The 18,489-nt window shown below is 28.9% G+C and carries 17 protein-coding genes; 12 read left to right on the top strand and 5 right to left on the bottom strand.

From position 1 onward, the window contains the following. Positions 1-3: 3 nt before the first annotated feature. Both AALI31_RS06360 and AALI31_RS06365 read left to right on the top strand, forming a co-directional pair. Positions 4-1,332, top strand: a complete 1,329-nt coding sequence (locus tag AALI31_RS06360) for an MATE family efflux transporter (RefSeq protein WP_489885693.1) — start codon at positions 4-6, stop codon at positions 1,330-1,332. 177 nt (positions 1,333-1,509) lie between these two features. Next, positions 1,510-1,794 carry an ArsR/SmtB family transcription factor gene (locus AALI31_RS06365; protein WP_489885694.1) on the top strand — a complete coding sequence of 95 codons (285 nt, stop codon included), beginning with the start codon at positions 1,510-1,512 and terminating at the stop codon, positions 1,792-1,794. 233 nt (positions 1,795-2,027) lie between these two features. On the opposite strand, the gene AALI31_RS06370 is transcribed toward AALI31_RS06365, so the two are convergent. Further along, the gene (locus tag AALI31_RS06370) at positions 2,028-2,465 is read right to left on the bottom strand and encodes a carboxypeptidase-like regulatory domain-containing protein (protein ID WP_489885695.1); all 438 of its coding nucleotides are present in this window, start codon (positions 2,463-2,465) and stop codon (positions 2,028-2,030) included. Positions 2,466-2,597: 132 nt separating this feature from the next. Further along, positions 2,598-4,502 (bottom strand): NAD(+) synthase, encoded by a 1,905-nt coding sequence (locus tag AALI31_RS06375; RefSeq protein WP_489885696.1) that lies wholly within the window; start codon positions 4,500-4,502, stop codon positions 2,598-2,600. A 119-nt stretch (positions 4,503-4,621) separates the two neighbouring features. Between AALI31_RS06375 and AALI31_RS06380 the strand changes: the two genes are divergently transcribed. From AALI31_RS06380 to AALI31_RS06410, 7 genes are all read left to right on the top strand, one after another. Next, a complete protein-coding gene (locus tag AALI31_RS06380; protein WP_489885750.1) occupies positions 4,622-5,293 on the top strand; it encodes a uracil-DNA glycosylase in 672 nt (223 codons plus the stop codon). A gap of 77 nt (positions 5,294-5,370) precedes the next feature. Continuing rightward, positions 5,371-6,426, top strand: coding sequence for an alanine racemase (locus tag AALI31_RS06385; protein WP_489885697.1), 1,056 nt, complete (start codon positions 5,371-5,373; stop codon positions 6,424-6,426). Then, on the top strand, positions 6,420-7,052 hold the full coding sequence (locus tag AALI31_RS06390) for a hypothetical protein (protein WP_489885698.1): 633 nt from the start codon (positions 6,420-6,422) through the stop codon (positions 7,050-7,052). The genes AALI31_RS06385 and AALI31_RS06390 overlap by 7 nt, the downstream gene beginning before the upstream one ends. Positions 7,053-7,124: 72 nt before the next feature. Continuing rightward, on the top strand, positions 7,125-7,961 hold the full coding sequence (gene dapF, locus AALI31_RS06395; protein ID WP_489885699.1) for a diaminopimelate epimerase: 837 nt from the start codon (positions 7,125-7,127) through the stop codon (positions 7,959-7,961). After that, positions 7,961-8,710, top strand: a complete 750-nt coding sequence (locus AALI31_RS06400; RefSeq protein ID WP_489885700.1) for an SDR family NAD(P)-dependent oxidoreductase — start codon at positions 7,961-7,963, stop codon at positions 8,708-8,710. The genes dapF and AALI31_RS06400 overlap by 1 nt, the downstream gene beginning before the upstream one ends. A gap of 89 nt (positions 8,711-8,799) precedes the next feature. Continuing rightward, positions 8,800-10,053: an AAA family ATPase gene (locus AALI31_RS06405; protein ID WP_489885701.1), complete on the top strand. Its 1,254-nt coding sequence runs from the start codon at positions 8,800-8,802 to the stop codon at positions 10,051-10,053. A gap of 148 nt (positions 10,054-10,201) precedes the next feature. After that, on the top strand, positions 10,202-12,802 hold the full coding sequence (locus AALI31_RS06410; RefSeq protein WP_489885702.1) for a hypothetical protein: 2,601 nt from the start codon (positions 10,202-10,204) through the stop codon (positions 12,800-12,802). 203 nt (positions 12,803-13,005) lie between these two features. Here AALI31_RS06410 and AALI31_RS06415 read toward each other — a convergent pair whose 3' ends face one another. The 3 genes from AALI31_RS06415 to AALI31_RS06425 all read right to left on the bottom strand — a co-directional run bounded on the left by AALI31_RS06415 (position 13,006) and on the right by AALI31_RS06425 (position 15,641). After that, positions 13,006-13,656 (bottom strand): nitroreductase family protein, encoded by a 651-nt coding sequence (locus AALI31_RS06415; protein ID WP_489885703.1) that lies wholly within the window; start codon positions 13,654-13,656, stop codon positions 13,006-13,008. Between the two features lie 86 nt (positions 13,657-13,742). After that, the gene (locus tag AALI31_RS06420; protein WP_489885704.1) at positions 13,743-13,988 is read right to left on the bottom strand and encodes an ArsR/SmtB family transcription factor; all 246 of its coding nucleotides are present in this window, start codon (positions 13,986-13,988) and stop codon (positions 13,743-13,745) included. 264 nt (positions 13,989-14,252) lie between these two features. Continuing rightward, a complete protein-coding gene (locus tag AALI31_RS06425; RefSeq protein WP_489885705.1) occupies positions 14,253-15,641 on the bottom strand; it encodes an aldehyde dehydrogenase family protein in 1,389 nt (462 codons plus the stop codon). Positions 15,642-15,775: 134 nt separating this feature from the next. Here AALI31_RS06425 and AALI31_RS06430 point away from each other — a divergent pair, with 134 nt between their 5' ends. The 3 genes from AALI31_RS06430 (at position 15,776) to AALI31_RS06440 (ending at position 18,359) form a co-directional block, all read left to right on the top strand. Beyond that, positions 15,776-17,581 carry a glycoside hydrolase family 10-like protein gene (locus AALI31_RS06430; protein ID WP_489885706.1) on the top strand — a complete coding sequence of 602 codons (1,806 nt, stop codon included), beginning with the start codon at positions 15,776-15,778 and terminating at the stop codon, positions 17,579-17,581. Between the two features lie 110 nt (positions 17,582-17,691). Next, positions 17,692-17,874: a hypothetical protein gene (locus tag AALI31_RS06435; RefSeq protein ID WP_489885707.1), complete on the top strand. Its 183-nt coding sequence runs from the start codon at positions 17,692-17,694 to the stop codon at positions 17,872-17,874. Between the two features lie 2 nt (positions 17,875-17,876). Beyond that, entirely contained in the window at positions 17,877-18,359 is a 483-nt protein-coding gene (locus AALI31_RS06440) for a hypothetical protein (RefSeq protein ID WP_489885708.1), read from the top strand. Positions 18,360-18,489 lie beyond the last annotated feature (130 nt).

The raw sequence follows: 18,489 nt of genomic DNA on the forward strand, positions 1-18,489 counted from the left end.
AATATGGATTTGCTTAAGGATGATTTGAGAAAGATATTTTTAAAATATTTGATACCAGGTGTTTTATCATCTATCGTGGTGTCTCTCTATATATTTGTAGATACGATGTTTGTAGGAATTGGAGTTGGGACATATGGCCTTACGGCTTTAAATATTGTATTTCCTATGTTTACTGTGTTTACTTCAATATCTTTGTGTATTGGAATCGGTGGATCAAATGTACTTTCCATAAACAATGTAGATGATAAATCTAAAAATAATATTTTTATGAATGCGTTGATTTTTACCATTATAATAGGTGCGATAATATCAATATTTGGAGTTGTGTTTGTTGATGATATAGGCAAAATTTTGGGAACGACAAGTGAAGTTGAGAAATTATTTAGAGAGTATTTTATTATATTGGTAGGATTTACTTGGGCATTTTTGGTGGCAGGAGTTCTAGGATGTTTTATAAGGAATGATAAAAATCCGAGACTTGTAATGATTGCAACCATAATTTCAAACGTTGTAAATGTGGTGTTTGATTATATTTTTATATTTGAGTTTAAGTGGGGAATGAAGGGTGCAGTAATATCTACTGTAATGTCTCCAATTGTGAACATATTAATTTTGTTACTCCATTTTAGGAGTAAGAATAGTTCTCTTAGGATTAATCATTTTAAATTTAGTTTTAATATAATTTACAAAATATTGGGTAATGGTTTTGGGACTTTCATACTGGAATTTTGCAGAGGGGCTTCAATATTTTTATTCAATAATGTATTGATAAGGTTAGGTGGTAACGTTTATGTTGCAGCATATGGAATATTGCTTAATGTATTTTATGTTTTAGTGTCTATATTTTCTGGGATAGCCCAAAGTGTTCAACCAATAATCAGTTCAAATTATGGTGTGAAGAATATAAAGCGTGTTAAGGAATCGTGTTTATATGGTATTTTAACCTCAGGGATATTTGGAATTTTATCCTATGGATTTGTATATATGTTTTCAGAAAACATATCTAAACTTTTTACAAAGGGAGATATGGAACTGGTTAGTATAACTTCATATGGTATGAGAATATATTTCATAGCATGTGTATTTATATCTTTTAATATTGTATTAATATATTTTTTTCAATCTATAGGTAGAGCAAGGAGATCCATATTTATGTCCTTGTGTTCTGGAATATTATTTATTATTTTGGGATTTATAGTTTTAGTTCCAAAACTTGGTATACTAGGTGTTTGGCTTGTATTCCCTTTTGCTGAAATTTTAGGATTTTTATTATGTATATTTAGTATTTATAAAGTTAATTTATATAATAAGAAAGTTAATTATATAAATTAACTTTTTGTTATATATTAAGAAAATATTAATAGAAATTTAGAAAAATATTGAAAAGATAAATTTAGGTAAATAATTTATTTTATGAATATATATTCATTTACAAACATAGGTTTTAATATTATATTATATATTAATAAGTTTCAAGAATTATAAAAATGAAAGAGGATTAAATATTTTATGATTATCGCAAATGTTAAAGAAGTAGCAGAGATCTTAAGGGTACTATCTAATGAAAATAGACTTAACATAGTTTGTTATCTTTTGGAAAGACCTATGACAGTAAGTGAACTTCATAGTAGACTTAGTCATGTTACACAATCGGCATTATCTCAACATTTATCTACGCTTAAAGCCCATAAGATATTAGTTTCTCATAAATCAGGATTAGCAATTACATATTCTATAAATGATAAAAATTTAGGGAAATTAATAGAAGTATTAAGGGAAAATTATGGGTATTAAAATGAATTAATATTCAATTTGACTTTAAGATATTTTGCTAATTATAATACTGAATTGTAGTTTATATGGAGTATAATTTTAAAAATGATATTAGTGGAAATTTTTATATAATTTTAGCAAAATAACAATTTATATTGCTCATTATTTTTAGAAACATCCAGTCAGTGTATAAATTAAATAATATTTAAAAAAGAGACCTAATATTTACATTAGGTCCCTTTAATTTTTCGTTGTTAATTGTTACAATTACAACAGCACTCTGAAACTGAAAGTGTAGAATTACCAGGGCAGGGATTGTACCCAGATTTATCTGGTGGGCAATTTCCTGTAGATTGTACAGTGAGTTCTGCACCAGTGGGTGATTTTGAAGCCAATATTTTATATTGTGCGTTTGTTTCAGGGCATATATCAAATTGATAAAATCCTTGACAATCTGATGTTGTATGGGCAACTCCAGAATAAGTTGATCCATTTATTGATCTAACTAACTTTAGTAGTGCATATGAGATAGGATTTCCAGCGGTATCTCTTACTTGTCCCCAAAGACGCAATGATCGATATTGTGTTACAGGTATATCAGCTCTTATTTCAGAATAGTTGTTTATCGTATTTGCTCCTAAATTCATGTCTACAGAATTTCCAAGTATATTTTGAAGATTACTATTTGCCATAGTAAAAGCTCCTCCTTTGAAGTTAAAAAGTATTTTTATTTTTTTATCTTTTTGATTAGTTTTAATATATAGTATTCTTAATATGAAATCTGTGATAAAAAATAAAAAAGTATATTTTTCAAAATATACTTTTTAAATAAATGAATTGTAGGAAGAGTCTGAACTCATTTTTAAGTCTCCTCTAGGTGACAATGATACCTCTGTTATTTTTGGACCATCCGGCATAGCTGATCTTTTGAATTGATTTTGAAAAAATTTTTTTACAAATATATGTAAAGATGATTCAATTAATTTTTTATCAAATATTCCCTTAAATCCATGAATTGCTAAAAATTTTATTTTGTTAAAGGGTAAATTATTTTTAATAAAGTGGTATAAAAAAAAGTCGTGTAATTCATAAGGACCTATTATATTCTCAGTTTGTTGTAGTATAGTATCATCTTCATCGGTAGGTAGAAGCTCGGGTGATATGGGGGTGTTTAAGATGTCAATTAGAATTTCTTTTAAATTGTTTGATATATCGAAATTTTCGTAATAGTGTCTTATTAAGTGTTTTATTAGGGTTTTGGGCAATGAGCAATTTATATTATACATGCTCATGTGATCCCCATTGTATGTTGAAAAACCAAGAGATATTTCCGATAGATCACTGGTTCCGACTAGAAGAGCATTATTTTTATTTGCTAGGTCCATTAAAATTTGTGTACGTTCTCTAGCTTGTGAATTTTCATATGTGGTATCAAGTAAGTCTTCGTTGTGATCTATATCAATAAAGTGTTGTTTTACAGATTTCTCTATATTTATGTTTCTAAGAGTCACTCCAAGTTCATTGCAAATTTTGATTGAATTATTTTTTGTTCGAGAGGATGTTCCAAGCCCAGGCATTGTTATGGATAATATATTTTTGCTGGGAAGACCCATAATTTTAAATGTATTATGTATTGATATTAAAGCTATCGTGGAATCAAGTCCACCACTTATTCCTAAAATTACTTTATCTTGTTTCGTGTGATTAAGTCTCTTTTTGAGAGCATAAGACTGCATCAGGAAAATTTCTTCGAACATTTCAAAGTTCCTATGATCATCTTCGTGCAAAAAAGGAAATATGTTTATCTTTTTATCAAAATCACCAAATTCTATTTTTTCATCAAATTTAAATTCAATTACTTTTATATCCTTTGAGTAATACTTAAAAGAGTCTCTAAACGTTATATTATTTACCTTTTGAGTTTCGAGATAATCAATATCGATTATTCCAGTTATAACAACGTTATCATCATTGAATTTATCAGATTCGCAAACCATTTCACCGTTCTCATATATGCATGCATATGAAGAGAAGATTAAGTCAGTAGTTGATTCGGAAGAATTTGAATTTGAATAAATGTATGCACAGTTTAATTTATTACTCTGAGACTTGATTAAATTTTTTCTATGTTCATGTTTAAATGTTGTTTCGTTTGAAGCTGATAAATTACAAATTACGTTTGCTCCATTTATTGATAAATAAGAACTTTTTGGTATAGGTGCCCATAAATCCTCACAAATTTCTATACCTACTTTTATATTTTCACACGAGAATATAATGTCAGTTCCGAAATAAGTTTTCTCACCTAAAAATTCTGTTTCCGCCAATTTAACAAATCCTTCTGTGAAATATCTTTTCTCATAAAACTCCCTATAATTAGGAAGGTATGTTTTAGGAACGATTCCAAGGACCTTACCTTTATGAATTGTGAAGGCCGAATTAAAAAGAGAACTATTGTATTTAAATATTGATCCAATCACTATGAGGATATCTTTAGATTTTGAAAATTCCAAAATGTCTTTAATTCCTTCGTAACTTTTTTTAAGAGTATTTTCATTTAAGAATAAATCGAGACACGTATATGAGGTTACGCACAATTCTGGGAAAGTTATAATTTTACACTTTTTATTTAAAGCTTTGTTTATGCATTCCTTTATGTTTGAAACATTAAACTCTATATCACAAACATTAGTTTTAGGGCTTGATGCTCCAACTCTTACAAAATTCATTCGATTCCCTCCTTGTAATTAATGAATATAGTTTTTATACTAAATATGTAAAGTGAAAAATTCAAGCATTTGAAATTTGTAATTAGGAGTGTTTTGTGGAATTATTAATAGATTTTGACATTTTGAATATTTGTAAAGAATTTAGAAAAGTAATACTAAATGAATACAACGAGAGATATTTTAGGAGTATACTTAAGCTTTTAAATGAAGAATATGAAAAATTTACAATTTATCCTAAGAAAAGTGAAGTATTCAATGCTTTCAAATATAGAGATTTGTACGATATAAAGGTTGTTATACTTGGACAGGATCCGTATCATAATGAAAATCAGGCTCATGGGCTTTCTTTTTCTGTACATAAGGGATGTGATATACCGAGTTCTCTTAAAAATATTTTCATAGAATTGAACTCGGATATTAATATTAAAATACCTAACCATGGTAATTTAATTTCTTGGGCGAATCAAGGGGTTCTTCTTTTGAATTCTGGTCTTACAGTTAGAAAAAATCATCCAAATTCCCATAAGTTGATTGGATGGAGTATGTTTACAGATAAAATTATAAAGTTATTATCATCAGAAAGAGAAAATTTAGTTTTTGTTTTGTGGGGAAATTTTGCAAAGAAAAAGGAAAGTTTAATAGATAAAGGTAAGCATCTGGTTTTAAAATCATCACATCCAAGTGGATTATCAGCACATAAAGGATTTTTTTCTTCAAAACCTTTTTCAAAGATTAATAAATATTTGAAAGATAATTCAATAAGTGAGATCAATTGGAATATAGAGGACTAAAAGAGTATTTTGTGTATACAGGAATCGATAATTTGGTATAATCCTAAAAAAATTATTACTGGGAGTAAAGATTTTACGTGGAAAATTTATATTTAGAAGTTAATTTAAGTAAGATTGATGAAAATATTAGTATAATTAGAAATATTTCGGGGAATAAAAAAATCATAGCAGTGGTTAAGGGAAATGCGTATGGACTTGGGATTTGTGAAGTATGTGATTTTTTAAGGGATAAAGTTGATATGTTCGGTGTTTCAAATTTGGATGAAGCTATTAGGATTCATGAAATGGGAATAGAAAATGAAATAATTATATTAACTCCAATTGTAAGTAAAGATTATTTTGAAACCAGTTACATAGAGAAGTTTACTTTAACTATAGATAGTCGAGAGATTCTCAATTTAATTCCTAAAGATTTAAACATAGATGCCCACATATACGTTTGCACTGGTATGAATAGAAAGGGGATAGAGGTAAGTGAGTTAGATGAGTTTATAAATTTTATCAAGGTGAATTATGAAAATATAAATATTAAGGGAATATATACTCATTTACATAATACAGGAGATGAAGAATATACTTTAAAGCAGGTAGAGATATTTCATGAAAGTGTAGGGAAATATATAGATAAGTATTTTATACATATTTTAAATTCTGGAGGCTTTATAAATGAAAATATAAGGTATAGAGCAGAGTTTGCACATGGAATAAGAGTAGGAAATTTGGTTTATGGATACGACGGTAGTAGTATAGGAATTAAACAAAGTTTTGACTATTACGCTAGAGTTTTGAGTTTGTATAATGTAACAAAGGGGCAGAGTATAGGATATGGGAATAAATTTGTTGCTAAGCGTGACATGGTGGTTGGAATACTTGAGATTGGGAATATACAGCATTTTGGTTTTTACAGAGACTATAGGAAGAATTTTGTATACGACATTTTGAAATTTATATATAGGTACTTTAAGAAAGATTATGAAATATATAAAGGCAAAAGGGGTATAAGGATAATTGGAAAATGTAATATGAACTTAACACTTGTAGATGGAGAAAATTTATGTGTAGGTGAATACGTTAGAGTTGCTATATCTCCTATACTTGGAGATAGTTCTATAAGCAAAAAATATATATGTTAGGAAGTGGTGTTTTGTCTACATATTTGTTCAATAATAAAAGAGATCAAGAAACAAACAAACTAATGGGAGTTGTTATATTCTTAATTTTATCTTTAGTGATCACAATAGTGGTTTCTGTTTCAGTGTTTTTAGTTTATTTTGGTGACTACATGGATGTACAGAGGCAGTGTGTCATACTAGAAGAAAAATTGCAGAAGATGAGTATAGAAAATTATGAAAAGGTTAGCGATTATACACGTATTAATGTGGAGCTAAATCAAGTTAAAAATGAAATTAACAAACTTAATTTAGAAAAAGAGGTTTCTGGGAAGAATATCAAGCTAGTTGAAGAATTTATTGATGCTGTTAATAAAGGTGATAAAGCACAAAGTGATAAGTTCTTAGATCCTAATGTTATTGGTGAAGATGTTATTGATAAAGATCAAAAGTTTCCAGATGATATGTTCTCTGTAGATTTTGTACTAAATGATAATCTTGAGAGCGGTAAGGTTACTTATTTCCATACTAACAAAAATAGTGGGACAGATAGGTATGTATTTGAAATGGTTTTGAGAGATAACAGCTGGCTTATATCCGATTTAGAAATTTTTAATAACGGTTATGAACAAAAAGCTTTTCTTAATTGAAAATTACCATTATATCCATAATGGTAATTTTTTTTGTTATAATATCTTGTAGCTATTTAGGAGGTTTTGATTATGACTAAGATTTTTAAGTACGAAGCTCTTGGAAATGATTATTTAGTTATTGATCCTAATTATTGTAATATTAATTTGGATTCTAGAAATATAGAGAGGATTTGTCATAGGAATTTTGGATGTGGGTCTGATGGGATTTTGTTTGGTCCAATTTTTAATGATAAGGGGGAGATATTTTTTAAAATATTTAATCCTGATGGTAGTGAAGCAGAGAAAAGTGGGAATGGCATAAGAATTTTTTCAAAGTATTTACGTGATTACGGGTATATAAATGAAAAAAATGTAACCCTTTTAACAAAGGGAGGAAAGGTACATGCAACATATTTAAATGATCAGGGGACAGTTATACGAGTTTCCATGGGGAAGGTCTCATTTAATTCTAAGGAAATAGGAATAAAAGGATCGGAAAGAGATGTGATTAATGAGAGGATTTACGTTTTAGATAAAGAGTTTTTAGTGACATCTTTAACCATCGGGAATCCACATACGGTTTGTGTTTTTGAAAAATTAGACGATGAAAGTATACATAAATATGGACCTTATATTGAAAACCATGAAATGTTCCTAAATAGAACAAATGTGCAATTTGTAGAGGTTATTGATAGAGGAACAGTAAGGATAAAGATATATGAGCGTGGTGCTGGATACACTTTAGCATCGGGATCTAGTAGTTGCAGTGCCGCAAGCGTTTGTCATAAGCTTGGGTTTGTTGATTCTAAGGTTATGGTAATTTGTGATGGAGGTAACATAGAAATAGAAATTGATTTAAGTGGGGAGGTATTTATGACAGGAGAAGTAAGACAAGTGTACGAAGGGGTTTTAAAGGTAAAGTTATAATGGATTTTAATTTTACAAATAAGACTGTTTTAATTACAGGGGGAGCCAGGGGTATAGGACTTGGTATTTCAAAAATGTATTTATCTAGAGGGGCAAATGTTATTGTCACTTATAATAAAAGTTTTTATCACGCAAAAGATCTTTTGAAATGGAGTAATGAGAATTCTTATAGTCTTAAAATTCTTAAATTAGATTTGGAAATTTTAGAAGACGTATATCAATTTATAGATTTACTCAATAATGAAAAGATATATAATGTAGATATTTTGGTTAATAATTCTGCTATTGATGATGTTAATCCATTTATATTTCAGGACGATAGTACTATTTTGTCGATGATAAATGTGAATTTTTCAAATTCTATTATATTCACAAAGCATATTCTAAGGGATTTTATGAAAAATAGATCTACTATAATAAATATTTCATCAATATGGGGAAGTATCGGTGCGTCTTGTGAGACTGTGTATTCATCGACTAAAGGAGCTATGAACTTATTTACAAAGTCTTTGTCTAAAGAAATGAGGTCTAGAGGTATAAAAGTTATTGGAATTGCTCCTGGAATCATAGATACTGATATGAATAATCACCTCGACGAATTTGAAAAATATGAAATAATTAAAAATATTCCTTTAAATCGTATAGGAACTGTTGATGATATTGTTAACTCAATTAAATTTTTTTCAAGTGATGCTGTTTGTATAACTGGTGAGATAATAAAAATAGATGGTGGATGGGATATAATGTAGAAAAAATTTAAATTTAAATAATTTTTGTTATATGTTACAATAACTCTTAAGAAACTTAGTTTAGAATTTGTGGAAGGGCTAATTCAATTATGAAGCAGAGATATGTTGTTAATATACAAAACTTGGATAACTTAGATGATGTGCAAATTGAGGTATCGCCATTTACTATTTTTACAGGTGATAATAACAGTGGTAAAACTGTAGTTATGAATATAATGTATGGTTTGTCTAGGCTTAGCCGAAACATAATACAGAGTGGGGATAAATTTTCAAAGGAATATAGAGCATGTAAAAACTTTATAAAGGATTTAAGGAACCTAGGAGAAGGCTGTATAGATAGTGAAGTTGGATCGATTTTTTGTGATTTTTTTAATAGGTCGTTGCTTTGTAATAAAGAATATTTCTTTAATAAAATATTCAATGTAAGTATTGAAAACAACTATAAACGATTTGAAAATACTAAAGTTTTTTTATCTAATTATAGAATTTTTCCGAAAATATGGTTGTCTATAGATGATTATTGTGATGAAATAGTTATAGAGGGAAACTTTGTTAAGATACCTAAGGACTTTTTAAGAAACGAAGATGGGTTTTTAAGTTTTATTTGTAGTAAGGTAATACATGATGGCTTTAGTGATATAGGGGAGTGTAAACCTGTGTTTATGCCGTCTGGTAGAAGTACGTTTTTGTGTTATTCTGAAATTTTTAAGAATTTAAAGTATAAAAACTTGAGTATAGATGATTTTATTAATAATATCGAAAATTTAAGATTTTCAGATAACGGAGTATATGCAAGTATCTATAATTTTATAGAGGAGGATATTATTAAGGGAAGTTTTACAAAGGATTCGTATAGATCACATGTCAATAATATAGAAATACCTATTAGTATGGCATCTGATTTTATTCGAGAAATTGCATCACTTGTTTTGTTTTTAAAATCTGATGATCGGTTTACGGCTTTTTTTATAGAAGAAATAGAAACACATTTGAATTTAAGTCTTCAAAGGAATGTGGTTAGTGTTCTTAGTAGAATTATAAATTCAGGAACATCGATTTTTATGTCTACGAATAGCAATATTATATTAGATCAGATATGCAATTTTATACTTCTAAGTAATTTAAATAGAGAAAAGATATCTGGATTTGGGTATGTGATAAATGATATTTTGAATGCTGATGATATAAATATTTATGAATTTGGGTACGTTGGAAGCAGTGTTACTGTCAATAGGGTATCCATAGGATATGATGGGTTTGAAGCTAAATTTAATGATAGAGTAATAGATAATATATCTAAAGAAAATCTTCAACTAAAGATTGAAATATTTGATAGGGACTAAGAGAGATCTGCCTAAAAAATTTTTAGGTGGATCTTTTGTTTTTGTGGATTTATGAAATAATAGCAAAAGAAATTAAAATATGTTAAAATTTATTAACAATATATTATAAATGAAAATTAAATAATGGATTTCATGGAGAGAATTTGTAATGAGGAAATATAATTTGAAGTTGATTCAAAGTTGTGGTAACGGATACAATTTTAGAAAGATAAGAAAGAAAAATGATAATATACTTTCTGTTGGAGTAGTCGTTGAGCTCAAAAATGGTAACGTCTATATTTCATATAAAGAAAACGAAATTAAGAAGTGTGGTTTTGATAAAATACGCAAAATAGAAATACATAGAAACTCATCGCTTGTTTGTTATGAAAATAAGGTCCAAAATTTTTCTGCTAAGTTTCCATGCTTTTCTTCAGAAGGCATATATGAAATAAGAACAATTATTGAAAATTCAAAAGATAATTTAAAAACCTATATTGTGAATACTTTCGAGTTATTTGGGCATAGAAAGGAAGTTTCGTGTACTAATTTTGAAATGAATTTAAGTAGAATTGGCAAGAATTTATGTATGAATTTTAACAAAAAGTTTGGTAATTTGGATTTATCAGAGATAAGTTTGTCTAATATAACTTTGTTCGATTCTCAGAATAATCAAATAAAAAATATTGTATGTAAGATGTACGCAAGGATGAGCAGTATAGATTTTGTAATTTTGGATATTTTTGATAATGATAAGTCGAGTAAGTTAATTCCAAATGAAGTTTATGTTTTGAAGATATTTACTAAAGGCAGAGAGATAGTTTCATCATTTTCTTTTGAGTATGATTCTATTGAAATGAGGGCTTATAGAGTTGTTGAAAATATAGATCATGAGATTGTGTCCAAATTGTCAGATAAAGCTATCTTTTTGAAGCTTTATATAAAGGTGAATTCTCTCATAAATGTTGATGATTATGATTACTTCATTTCAAATGTTAGAAGTAGGTTTTTGCATTTTAAGTCTTCAGGAAATGAAAAAAATGATATTGTAGTCTTTGAGTGCGTTATTAAAAATGAAAATGGATATTTTGAACTTTGCATTTGCAAAGGTAATAGCGTCAATGTGGTAAGGTTCAATTATGATTTTACTAAACAAGGTGAAATTTTAATAAAACAAGCTATTTATTTCGGTATTCCTACTATAGATAGAACCTTGAATAAGTATACCATAGTTTTGGATATTGATAGCTGTGAAGATCATTTGAATAAAATACCATTTTTAGGGATTTCAGATAAGTTTGGTCAACTGAGTATAGGAAATAGAGATAGAAATTTTATTGCAAGAGGAGATCTTGTAAATCAAAGTGAAAGTAATTCTAAAGTTATTTTTAAAGATGTGAGCATTCTAAATAAATTTAGTGAAGTGTATACGGTAGAGCTTGATTACGAAATTAAAGATAGTTTTGTATTTTCTCCATCAATTGGAGTGAAGTTTAACAAAATAAAATTTAAATCAAATGTTTTCAATGGCAATAATATTAAAATTGAATATTTGACTAAAGGTAATTTAGGTAGCAAATATAGTGTGGAAAGAGATAAGGAATGTCAAATAGATATCTATGAGAATATCTCTTTAATTGAAATTAAGGAAGATGATTTGGGTAAAATTGTTTATTTAAAAACATATGATGAAAACAATAATTGCCATTTTGATACTATTATTTTATATGATTTAGAGCTTGGACCATTTGTAAAAACATCTAATAGTGAGAAATATTTATTGGATATTTTTAATTGCTTATCTGTTATAGATAAGAGTGTGTTTGATTATTTTAATTGTGGATTTGAAGCATGTGTATTATCAGAAAGTGGAGAATTGATAAAGGAAATAGTCATACATGAGTTTAATGCTGAATTTAAAATATATTTTGGTGATATTGAAATAGATAATGGGAAAATGTATTACTTAAGGTTTAGTAAAGGAAATTTTTATAGGATTTATTCGTTTTTTGTAAACTACATAAACGAATATAAGAAAGTGTTTATTAGAAACTTTGATGTAAATGGAATGGAGTGTACTATTACAGATCTTAGTAGTAGTAAATCTCTGTGTGAAATTATAGGTGTAAATGTTTTTATGATTATGGGTACTATTAAGTATTCTATATTTGAGGATAGTTTAAGTATTTCGTCTAGGAATATTAATATAGATTCTATTGGTAATATGCTCGTTGGGGGTACTGAATATTTTGTGCAGTTCAACATTAGTAGAAATGGTAAAAGGAATATTTTGTTTACCTATATTGGTGAAAGTGAATCATTGAGTGAGATTTCAGGATATATGAATGAATTACACGACATGTTAGTGTGTAATCTTGGACAAGCACATGGGAGTCATGCAGACATAGTAATTAATGCATATAAAGTATTTTTAAATATCGATGTAAGTTCGTATGATAAAGAGTTTACTTTATGGGAACGAATTATAAGAGATAGAAAAATAGATTTGAGGTATTTTATGAAACTGTTTATTACTGAATGTATGTTAAGTAATAGTAAACATGAAAAATATGATATGGTAGATAGCGTTCTTAAATTTTTAAATATAGATAATAGCTTAAGAGATAGAATTTTAGGGGATACCAATCATCAGGATTTTGGTTTATTTGTAGATGAAATTCTGGATAATGTGTGTAACACTGATGAGTACATAAGTATTGATAATATTTTTAAGGGATTTTATGAAAATGAAAAAGCAGCACTCACTTGAACGATCATTAATTTTATAGAGTAACTAATTTACATTTTATATTTACAAAGATCTATTTTTGATGATTATGGTTTTATTACTGAAGGCGTGGATATTTATTTAAATAGCGATTAATAAAAAAGGCACCTTGACTATAATTTCAAGGCTGCCTTCAATTTTTTACTAAGGTTTTATGATGAATTTTATTTTGTATCGAATTGTAGTTATAATTTTTTTCCAGAACCTAATTCGAAGTGATATTTTACAATCCCAAAATCTAATTTCACACCTAGTCCTTTACCGCAAATCGCATTGACTTTATTATCTGGGAGCAATTCAAAGAAGAACTTCTGTCGATTCATCGAAGTTGGTGCAAGGAGAGCTGCCTTTACACCATTTAAAAACCATTCAGGCATATTCTCTTTGTAGTTACAAACATCCTGCAATGATTTGCTTTTGCTTACTATTCCCTGAGTTTTACCGTATCCAATGGAAGTTAAACATGATTGTTTTTCCCCTTTTGATATGTCTGCTTTGCTCTTTCCATGAGTTAGTGCAACCCAGCAGGTATTTAATCCAAGTTCTTGTGCTTTTAAGACAAGTTTTTCACCGTAATATCCCAATATTTCATCAAGGTCTGGAGATTTTTTGCCTATGAGTGCGATATAGTTTTTTACGCCGGAAAATTTTCCATAATGTGCTATAATTGAGTCGAAGCATTTTGGTTCATCGTAAAGAATTTGAATATGCAATCCTGTTTTATGGTTAATTTCTGAAATTAGTTTGTTCAATATGTCTTGTTTTTCTGGTTCAATTTTATCGTCAGTATATTGTCTAACACTGTGTCTTTGTTCCATGATTTTGAATATTTCCATAATGCATCCCCTTATATTTATGATTTATTTACTTTGAGCCTTTGGGTTAATAAATATTATTTAATACAAGAATATAAAATTTTAAGCTATTCGTTTTTAATATTCATCTTTTGTAATTCTACTGAAATTTCTATAGCAAGTTGTAATGTGGAAATTAACAATTTAAATATTTCCATTTCGAGTTCAAAGTAATAATAATTTTTTGTCCCTTCTTTACGTACTTTTATTAGTCCAGCTTCTTTCATAATTTGTAGGTGGTGTGAAACCGCAGGGCGAGAGAGGTTAGTTTTCTTTGTAATGTCACCGACTCTAATACCTTTACAATTTTTCATTTTTATCATTTCCAAAATTAAATGTTGTCTTGTTTCATCACCAATTGCCGTTAATATTTTCTTAGACTTAGAAAAGCCTTTTTCTAGGTTATAAAATTTCTCATCTATTTTTATACCCGCCTACCTTTCGTTTAAATATTTAAACCATAATTAGTTTAGCATAAAACTTTAAGAAATGTTTATTGGTAAAGAAAATCGAGATGATTAATTTAAGTAAATTTGTATGAAGGTAAAGATAATGAATAATTGTTAAGAATAGTTAATTTATTTAATTCTAAAAATAGATTTTAAGGTTTTGAAATTATAATTTTTATTGTTAGGGTATCTTAGGTTTACGTCTATTCTATTTGATTTGAACAAAATACCTTTCTTATTGGTAAACGTATTAAATGAGTGAATACCATGATAATTTCCGATGCCACTGTTTCTAAATCCTCCAAACGGTATATTTTGTTCTGTCATATGAATAACGGTATCGTTTATACACCCTCCTCCAAAAGGTACATCAAGGCATTTGTTTATGAGGATTTTGTTTTTTGAAAATAAATATAAAGCCAGTGGAGCAGGGGATTGTTTTAAGGAATATATAACGTCATCGATTATTTCATAGGATTTTATGTCCAGTATTGGCCCAAAGATTTCTTGTTCTAGTTCGTGAAGATAAGTCCCATCTGTATCGATTATTGTTGGAGAAATCTTCAAAGTATCTTTATCATAATTTCCCCCGTAAATTACTCTGGACTTTAGGGTATCTATTATTTTTACAAGTCTATTAAAGTGTTCTTCATTTATTATTTTTGAGTAGTGTGGGAAGTTTAATACATTTTTGGAATACATGTTAGTCGTGGTTTCAGTTATCAATTCTATGAATCTATCCTTTATACTTTTGTGGACTAAAATGTAGTCTGGGGCTAAACATGTCTGACCTGCATTTAAAAATTTACCATGTACGATTCTCTTGCAACATAGCTTTAGATTTGCATCTTTGTGAACTATACATGGATTCTTTCCACCGAGTTCCAGAGTTACTGGAATAAGTTTTTCTCCTGCCTTTGAATATAAGTATTTCCCAAAATTTGAATTTCCAGTTGCAAATATGTGATCGAAATCTAGGGAAAGTAGAAAATCTAGAGTATCTTTATCACCGTCAACACATTTTACGTAGCATCTTTCAAATGTATCAAATAATATTTTTTCTATCACTTTATTCGTATTCTTAGATAAAGGATGAAGTTTAAGGATGCAAGTGTTTCCAGAAGCTAAGGCACCTATTAAAGGAAGTAATGATAAGAGTATTGGGTAATTCCAAGAAGATATTATTAGGCATACTCCGAAAGGTTTTTTGTATATGTAGCCTTTGCTTTTAAAATTTATTAAAGAGGTCCTAACCCTTTTTGGTTTGCATAGGGATTTTAAATTTTTGATGAAAAAATTTATCTCTTTTATACACGGACCAATCTCACATGACAAAGTATCTTCATGTGATTTTTCCAAATCCTCGTAAAGGGCAGTATATAATTCATTTTGGTTTTTTATCAATGAGTTTTTTAATTTACACAGTTGGAGCAATCTAAAACCAACTGGCATGGTTGCATCTGAATAAAAGAATTCTTTTTGAGATTTTAATATGTCTTCTAAGCTCAAAATGAACACCTCACATTTTCTTGTAGTTTTATTTAATTTTACTTTATACCCAAAACAATTGAAAGATATTGTTAATCTGAATAATTGTTATCGATTTAGAAAAAACTAAGTTTACGAATTTTTGTCATTGATTGGAGAGAATTATGAAGAACGTATTTAAAAAATGTATAGTGGGTGTTTTAGTATTTTTTATTTTAATGTTTAATTGTACATATGCTTTGGGAAATTTCAATGAGGTAGATGATTCTTACGAAGACATTCTATATAAGTTTGATAAAATAAGCGATAATGGGGATGTAATTTATGATAAACATAATCCTATTACGGTTAATGGTAAAAAGATAAAATTAAAAAAACATTATGATTCTAACAAAGAAATGTTTAGAGGAACTTGGGTATCGACTATTTCAAATATAAACTTTCCTAAAAATAGAGGAGCTTCTTTTGAGGAGCTTGTAGAGGAGTTTAACTCTATTTTAGATAGGGTTAAAGAGTTGAATTTAAATGCAATATTTTTTCAAGTTAGCCCAGAGCTAGATGCTTTTTATAAATCTGATTTTAGACCTTGGTCTAAATATTTAACTGGGCAACAGGGACTCGAGCCTAAATACTTAAAAGAAGGGAAGGATTTTTTAAAATATGCGATAAGTGAAACAAGAAAGAGAGGAATCGAATTTCATGCTTGGTTTAATCCGTATAGGGTAACTAAGGAACCGAATTTAGGTAAGAGCAAAGATGAAATAATAAATATGCTTTCTGAGGATAACTTTGCAAAGCAAAATAGAGAATGCGTTTATTTATTCTCAGGAAAATTGTTTTTAGACCCTGGGTCTAGAAAAGTTATAGAATTTATAAAAAATACAATACATGAATTTATATGTAATTATGATGTTGATGGAATACATTTTGATGATTATTTTTATCCTTATGGGACTCAAACAGTGAATGGAGTTAATTATAAATTTGGAGATATGGGTGAAGATATCAATACTTTTAAATCTGATTCCAGAGGCATAGGGGATATAAACGATTGGAGGAGAGATAATGTAAATCTCTTGGTAAAGGAAGTAAGTTCAATAATATCGCATTTTAATTACCTTAATGAAAAGAGTGTGCAGTGGGGGATATCTCCATTTGGAATTTACGCACATAAGGGAGATGAGATAAAGAATGGAGTGAAAACGGGGAATCTATCTATAGGTTCTAATACTCCAAATGGATCCCTCTCTAGTTATAGGGATATTTACGCAGATACATTAAATTGGATCGATAATGAGTTGATAGATTATGTAGTTCCACAAGTGTATTGGACCTTTGGAAGGGAAGAGGCACCTTATGAAGAACTTATAAATTTTTGGAATGAGGTTGTTGGGGATAAGAGATGTCATCTTTATATAGGTCACGGAAACTACAATATCCGAGAGAGCAAAGATAAAAATTGGAAGAATCCTTATGAGATTTCTAATCAAGTTAAGTTTAATTCAGAGTATGAAAGCATACTAGGAAGTGCTTTCTTTAGTGTTGAGGATTTGTATACTCACAATGACGGAAACGTTGGAGATAGTTATAAAAAATATATAAAGCATCTGGAGGAAAATATTTTAAATCATAAGGCTCTTATTCCTCCTAAAAGTTGGTTGGATTTAAAAGATACATCAGAAGTTTCCGATTTTAAAGTTTTGAGTAGTGAGGGTAAATATTATTTATTTTTTAGAGACAAGATAGGAAATGATAGTAAATTTTATGTTGTGTATGGTTTCAACAATGAGAAAGATATAAATTTAGAGGATGGCAAAAATATTTTGGGGGTTTACGGAAGAGATTATAGTACGGAAAACCAAAATGTTATTTTAGAAAATTTATCTAAGGATATAAAAGTTTTTGTTGTTACGATTAAAGATTTTTCTGGTGTAGAAACTGATGGAGTTAAATATGTTTTCAAAATTTGAAATTAATGGTAGAATATGTTTCACAATAAATTAAACTTTTATTAATGATTTAGTAAGAAATATAATTTGTTATTAATAAGTTCTATTTTTGGAAGCATAGAAACTATAAAATGAGAAATGAAACAAACTTGTTTTTAAAGAATGTTCGTAGCGGATTAGGTATTATGTTAATGTCGTTGAGAGTGGGGTTGGCATTTGGAAATTCTGAAGACGTAAAAGCTGTTGGTGTTAAATCAGGTGTAACAACTGGAGGAGGATCAGGGAATACTGGTCCACACATACTAGCACTTTAAGTTTGAGAGTTGGAAGTGGAGGAGGTCTTACGATAGTAGGAGGATCATCTTCTGGAGGAGGATCGGGAAATGCTGGTCCACAAACTAGCACTTTAAGTTTGAGAGTTGGAAGTGGAGGAGGTCTTACGATAGTAGGAGGATCATCTTCTGGAGGAGGATTGGGAAATGCTGGTCCACAAACTAGCACTTTAAGTTTGAGAGTTGGAAGTGGGGGAGGTCTTACGATAGTAGGAGGATCATCTTCTGGAGGAGGATCAGGAAATGATGTTCCACAAACTAGTAGGTTAAGTTTATGGGTGCAGCGAGGAGGAGGACTTGATCTAAATACAGGGGGAGGTTCTTTTACAGGAGGAGCTCCTCTGACCGTAGATTCAGTGACTTTAAACACAAATGGTAGACCTGGTGGACCTGCAGGTGTTGTAGGGATGAAATTAGGAGGTCCTGGTAAACCTCTTGAATTAACGATTGGTGATAAATGGAGTTAGGTCAATTTAAATTTGTAGTCAAGCGATTTTGAAATATTGATATTGAGTTTTGTGATTTTATATTCAATAAGTATTTGAACTGTGGATTCTCAAAAAGATTCAGCTCCTTATTAAAAACGTAATACTGTGA

This window comes from Anisomitus miae (SeqCode) (assembly GCF_054906395.1).

Excerpts from the sequence above, each read along its gene's own strand:
- AALI31_RS06390 (WP_489885698.1), top strand. The coding sequence starts at position 6,420 with ATGTTAGGAAGTGGTGTTTTGTCTACATATTTGTTCAATAATAAAAGA.
- AALI31_RS06420 (WP_489885704.1), bottom strand. The coding sequence starts at position 13,988 with ATGAAAAATTGTAAAGGTATTAGAGTCGGTGACATTACAAAGAAAACT.
- AALI31_RS06410 (WP_489885702.1), top strand. The coding sequence starts at position 10,202 with ATGAGGAAATATAATTTGAAGTTGATTCAAAGTTGTGGTAACGGATAC.
- AALI31_RS06365 (WP_489885694.1), top strand. The coding sequence starts at position 1,510 with ATGATTATCGCAAATGTTAAAGAAGTAGCAGAGATCTTAAGGGTACTA.
- AALI31_RS06405 (WP_489885701.1), top strand. The coding sequence starts at position 8,800 with ATGAAGCAGAGATATGTTGTTAATATACAAAACTTGGATAACTTAGAT.
- AALI31_RS06400 (WP_489885700.1), top strand. The coding sequence starts at position 7,961 with ATGGATTTTAATTTTACAAATAAGACTGTTTTAATTACAGGGGGAGCC.
- AALI31_RS06435 (WP_489885707.1), top strand. The coding sequence starts at position 17,692 with ATGAGAAATGAAACAAACTTGTTTTTAAAGAATGTTCGTAGCGGATTA.
- AALI31_RS06375 (WP_489885696.1), bottom strand. The coding sequence starts at position 4,502 with ATGAATTTTGTAAGAGTTGGAGCATCAAGCCCTAAAACTAATGTTTGT.
- AALI31_RS06415 (WP_489885703.1), bottom strand. The coding sequence starts at position 13,656 with ATGGAAATATTCAAAATCATGGAACAAAGACACAGTGTTAGACAATAT.
- AALI31_RS06360 (WP_489885693.1), top strand. The coding sequence starts at position 4 with ATGGATTTGCTTAAGGATGATTTGAGAAAGATATTTTTAAAATATTTG.
- AALI31_RS06430 (WP_489885706.1), top strand. The coding sequence starts at position 15,776 with ATGAAGAACGTATTTAAAAAATGTATAGTGGGTGTTTTAGTATTTTTT.
- AALI31_RS06370 (WP_489885695.1), bottom strand. The coding sequence starts at position 2,465 with ATGGCAAATAGTAATCTTCAAAATATACTTGGAAATTCTGTAGACATG.
- dapF (WP_489885699.1), top strand. The coding sequence starts at position 7,125 with ATGACTAAGATTTTTAAGTACGAAGCTCTTGGAAATGATTATTTAGTT.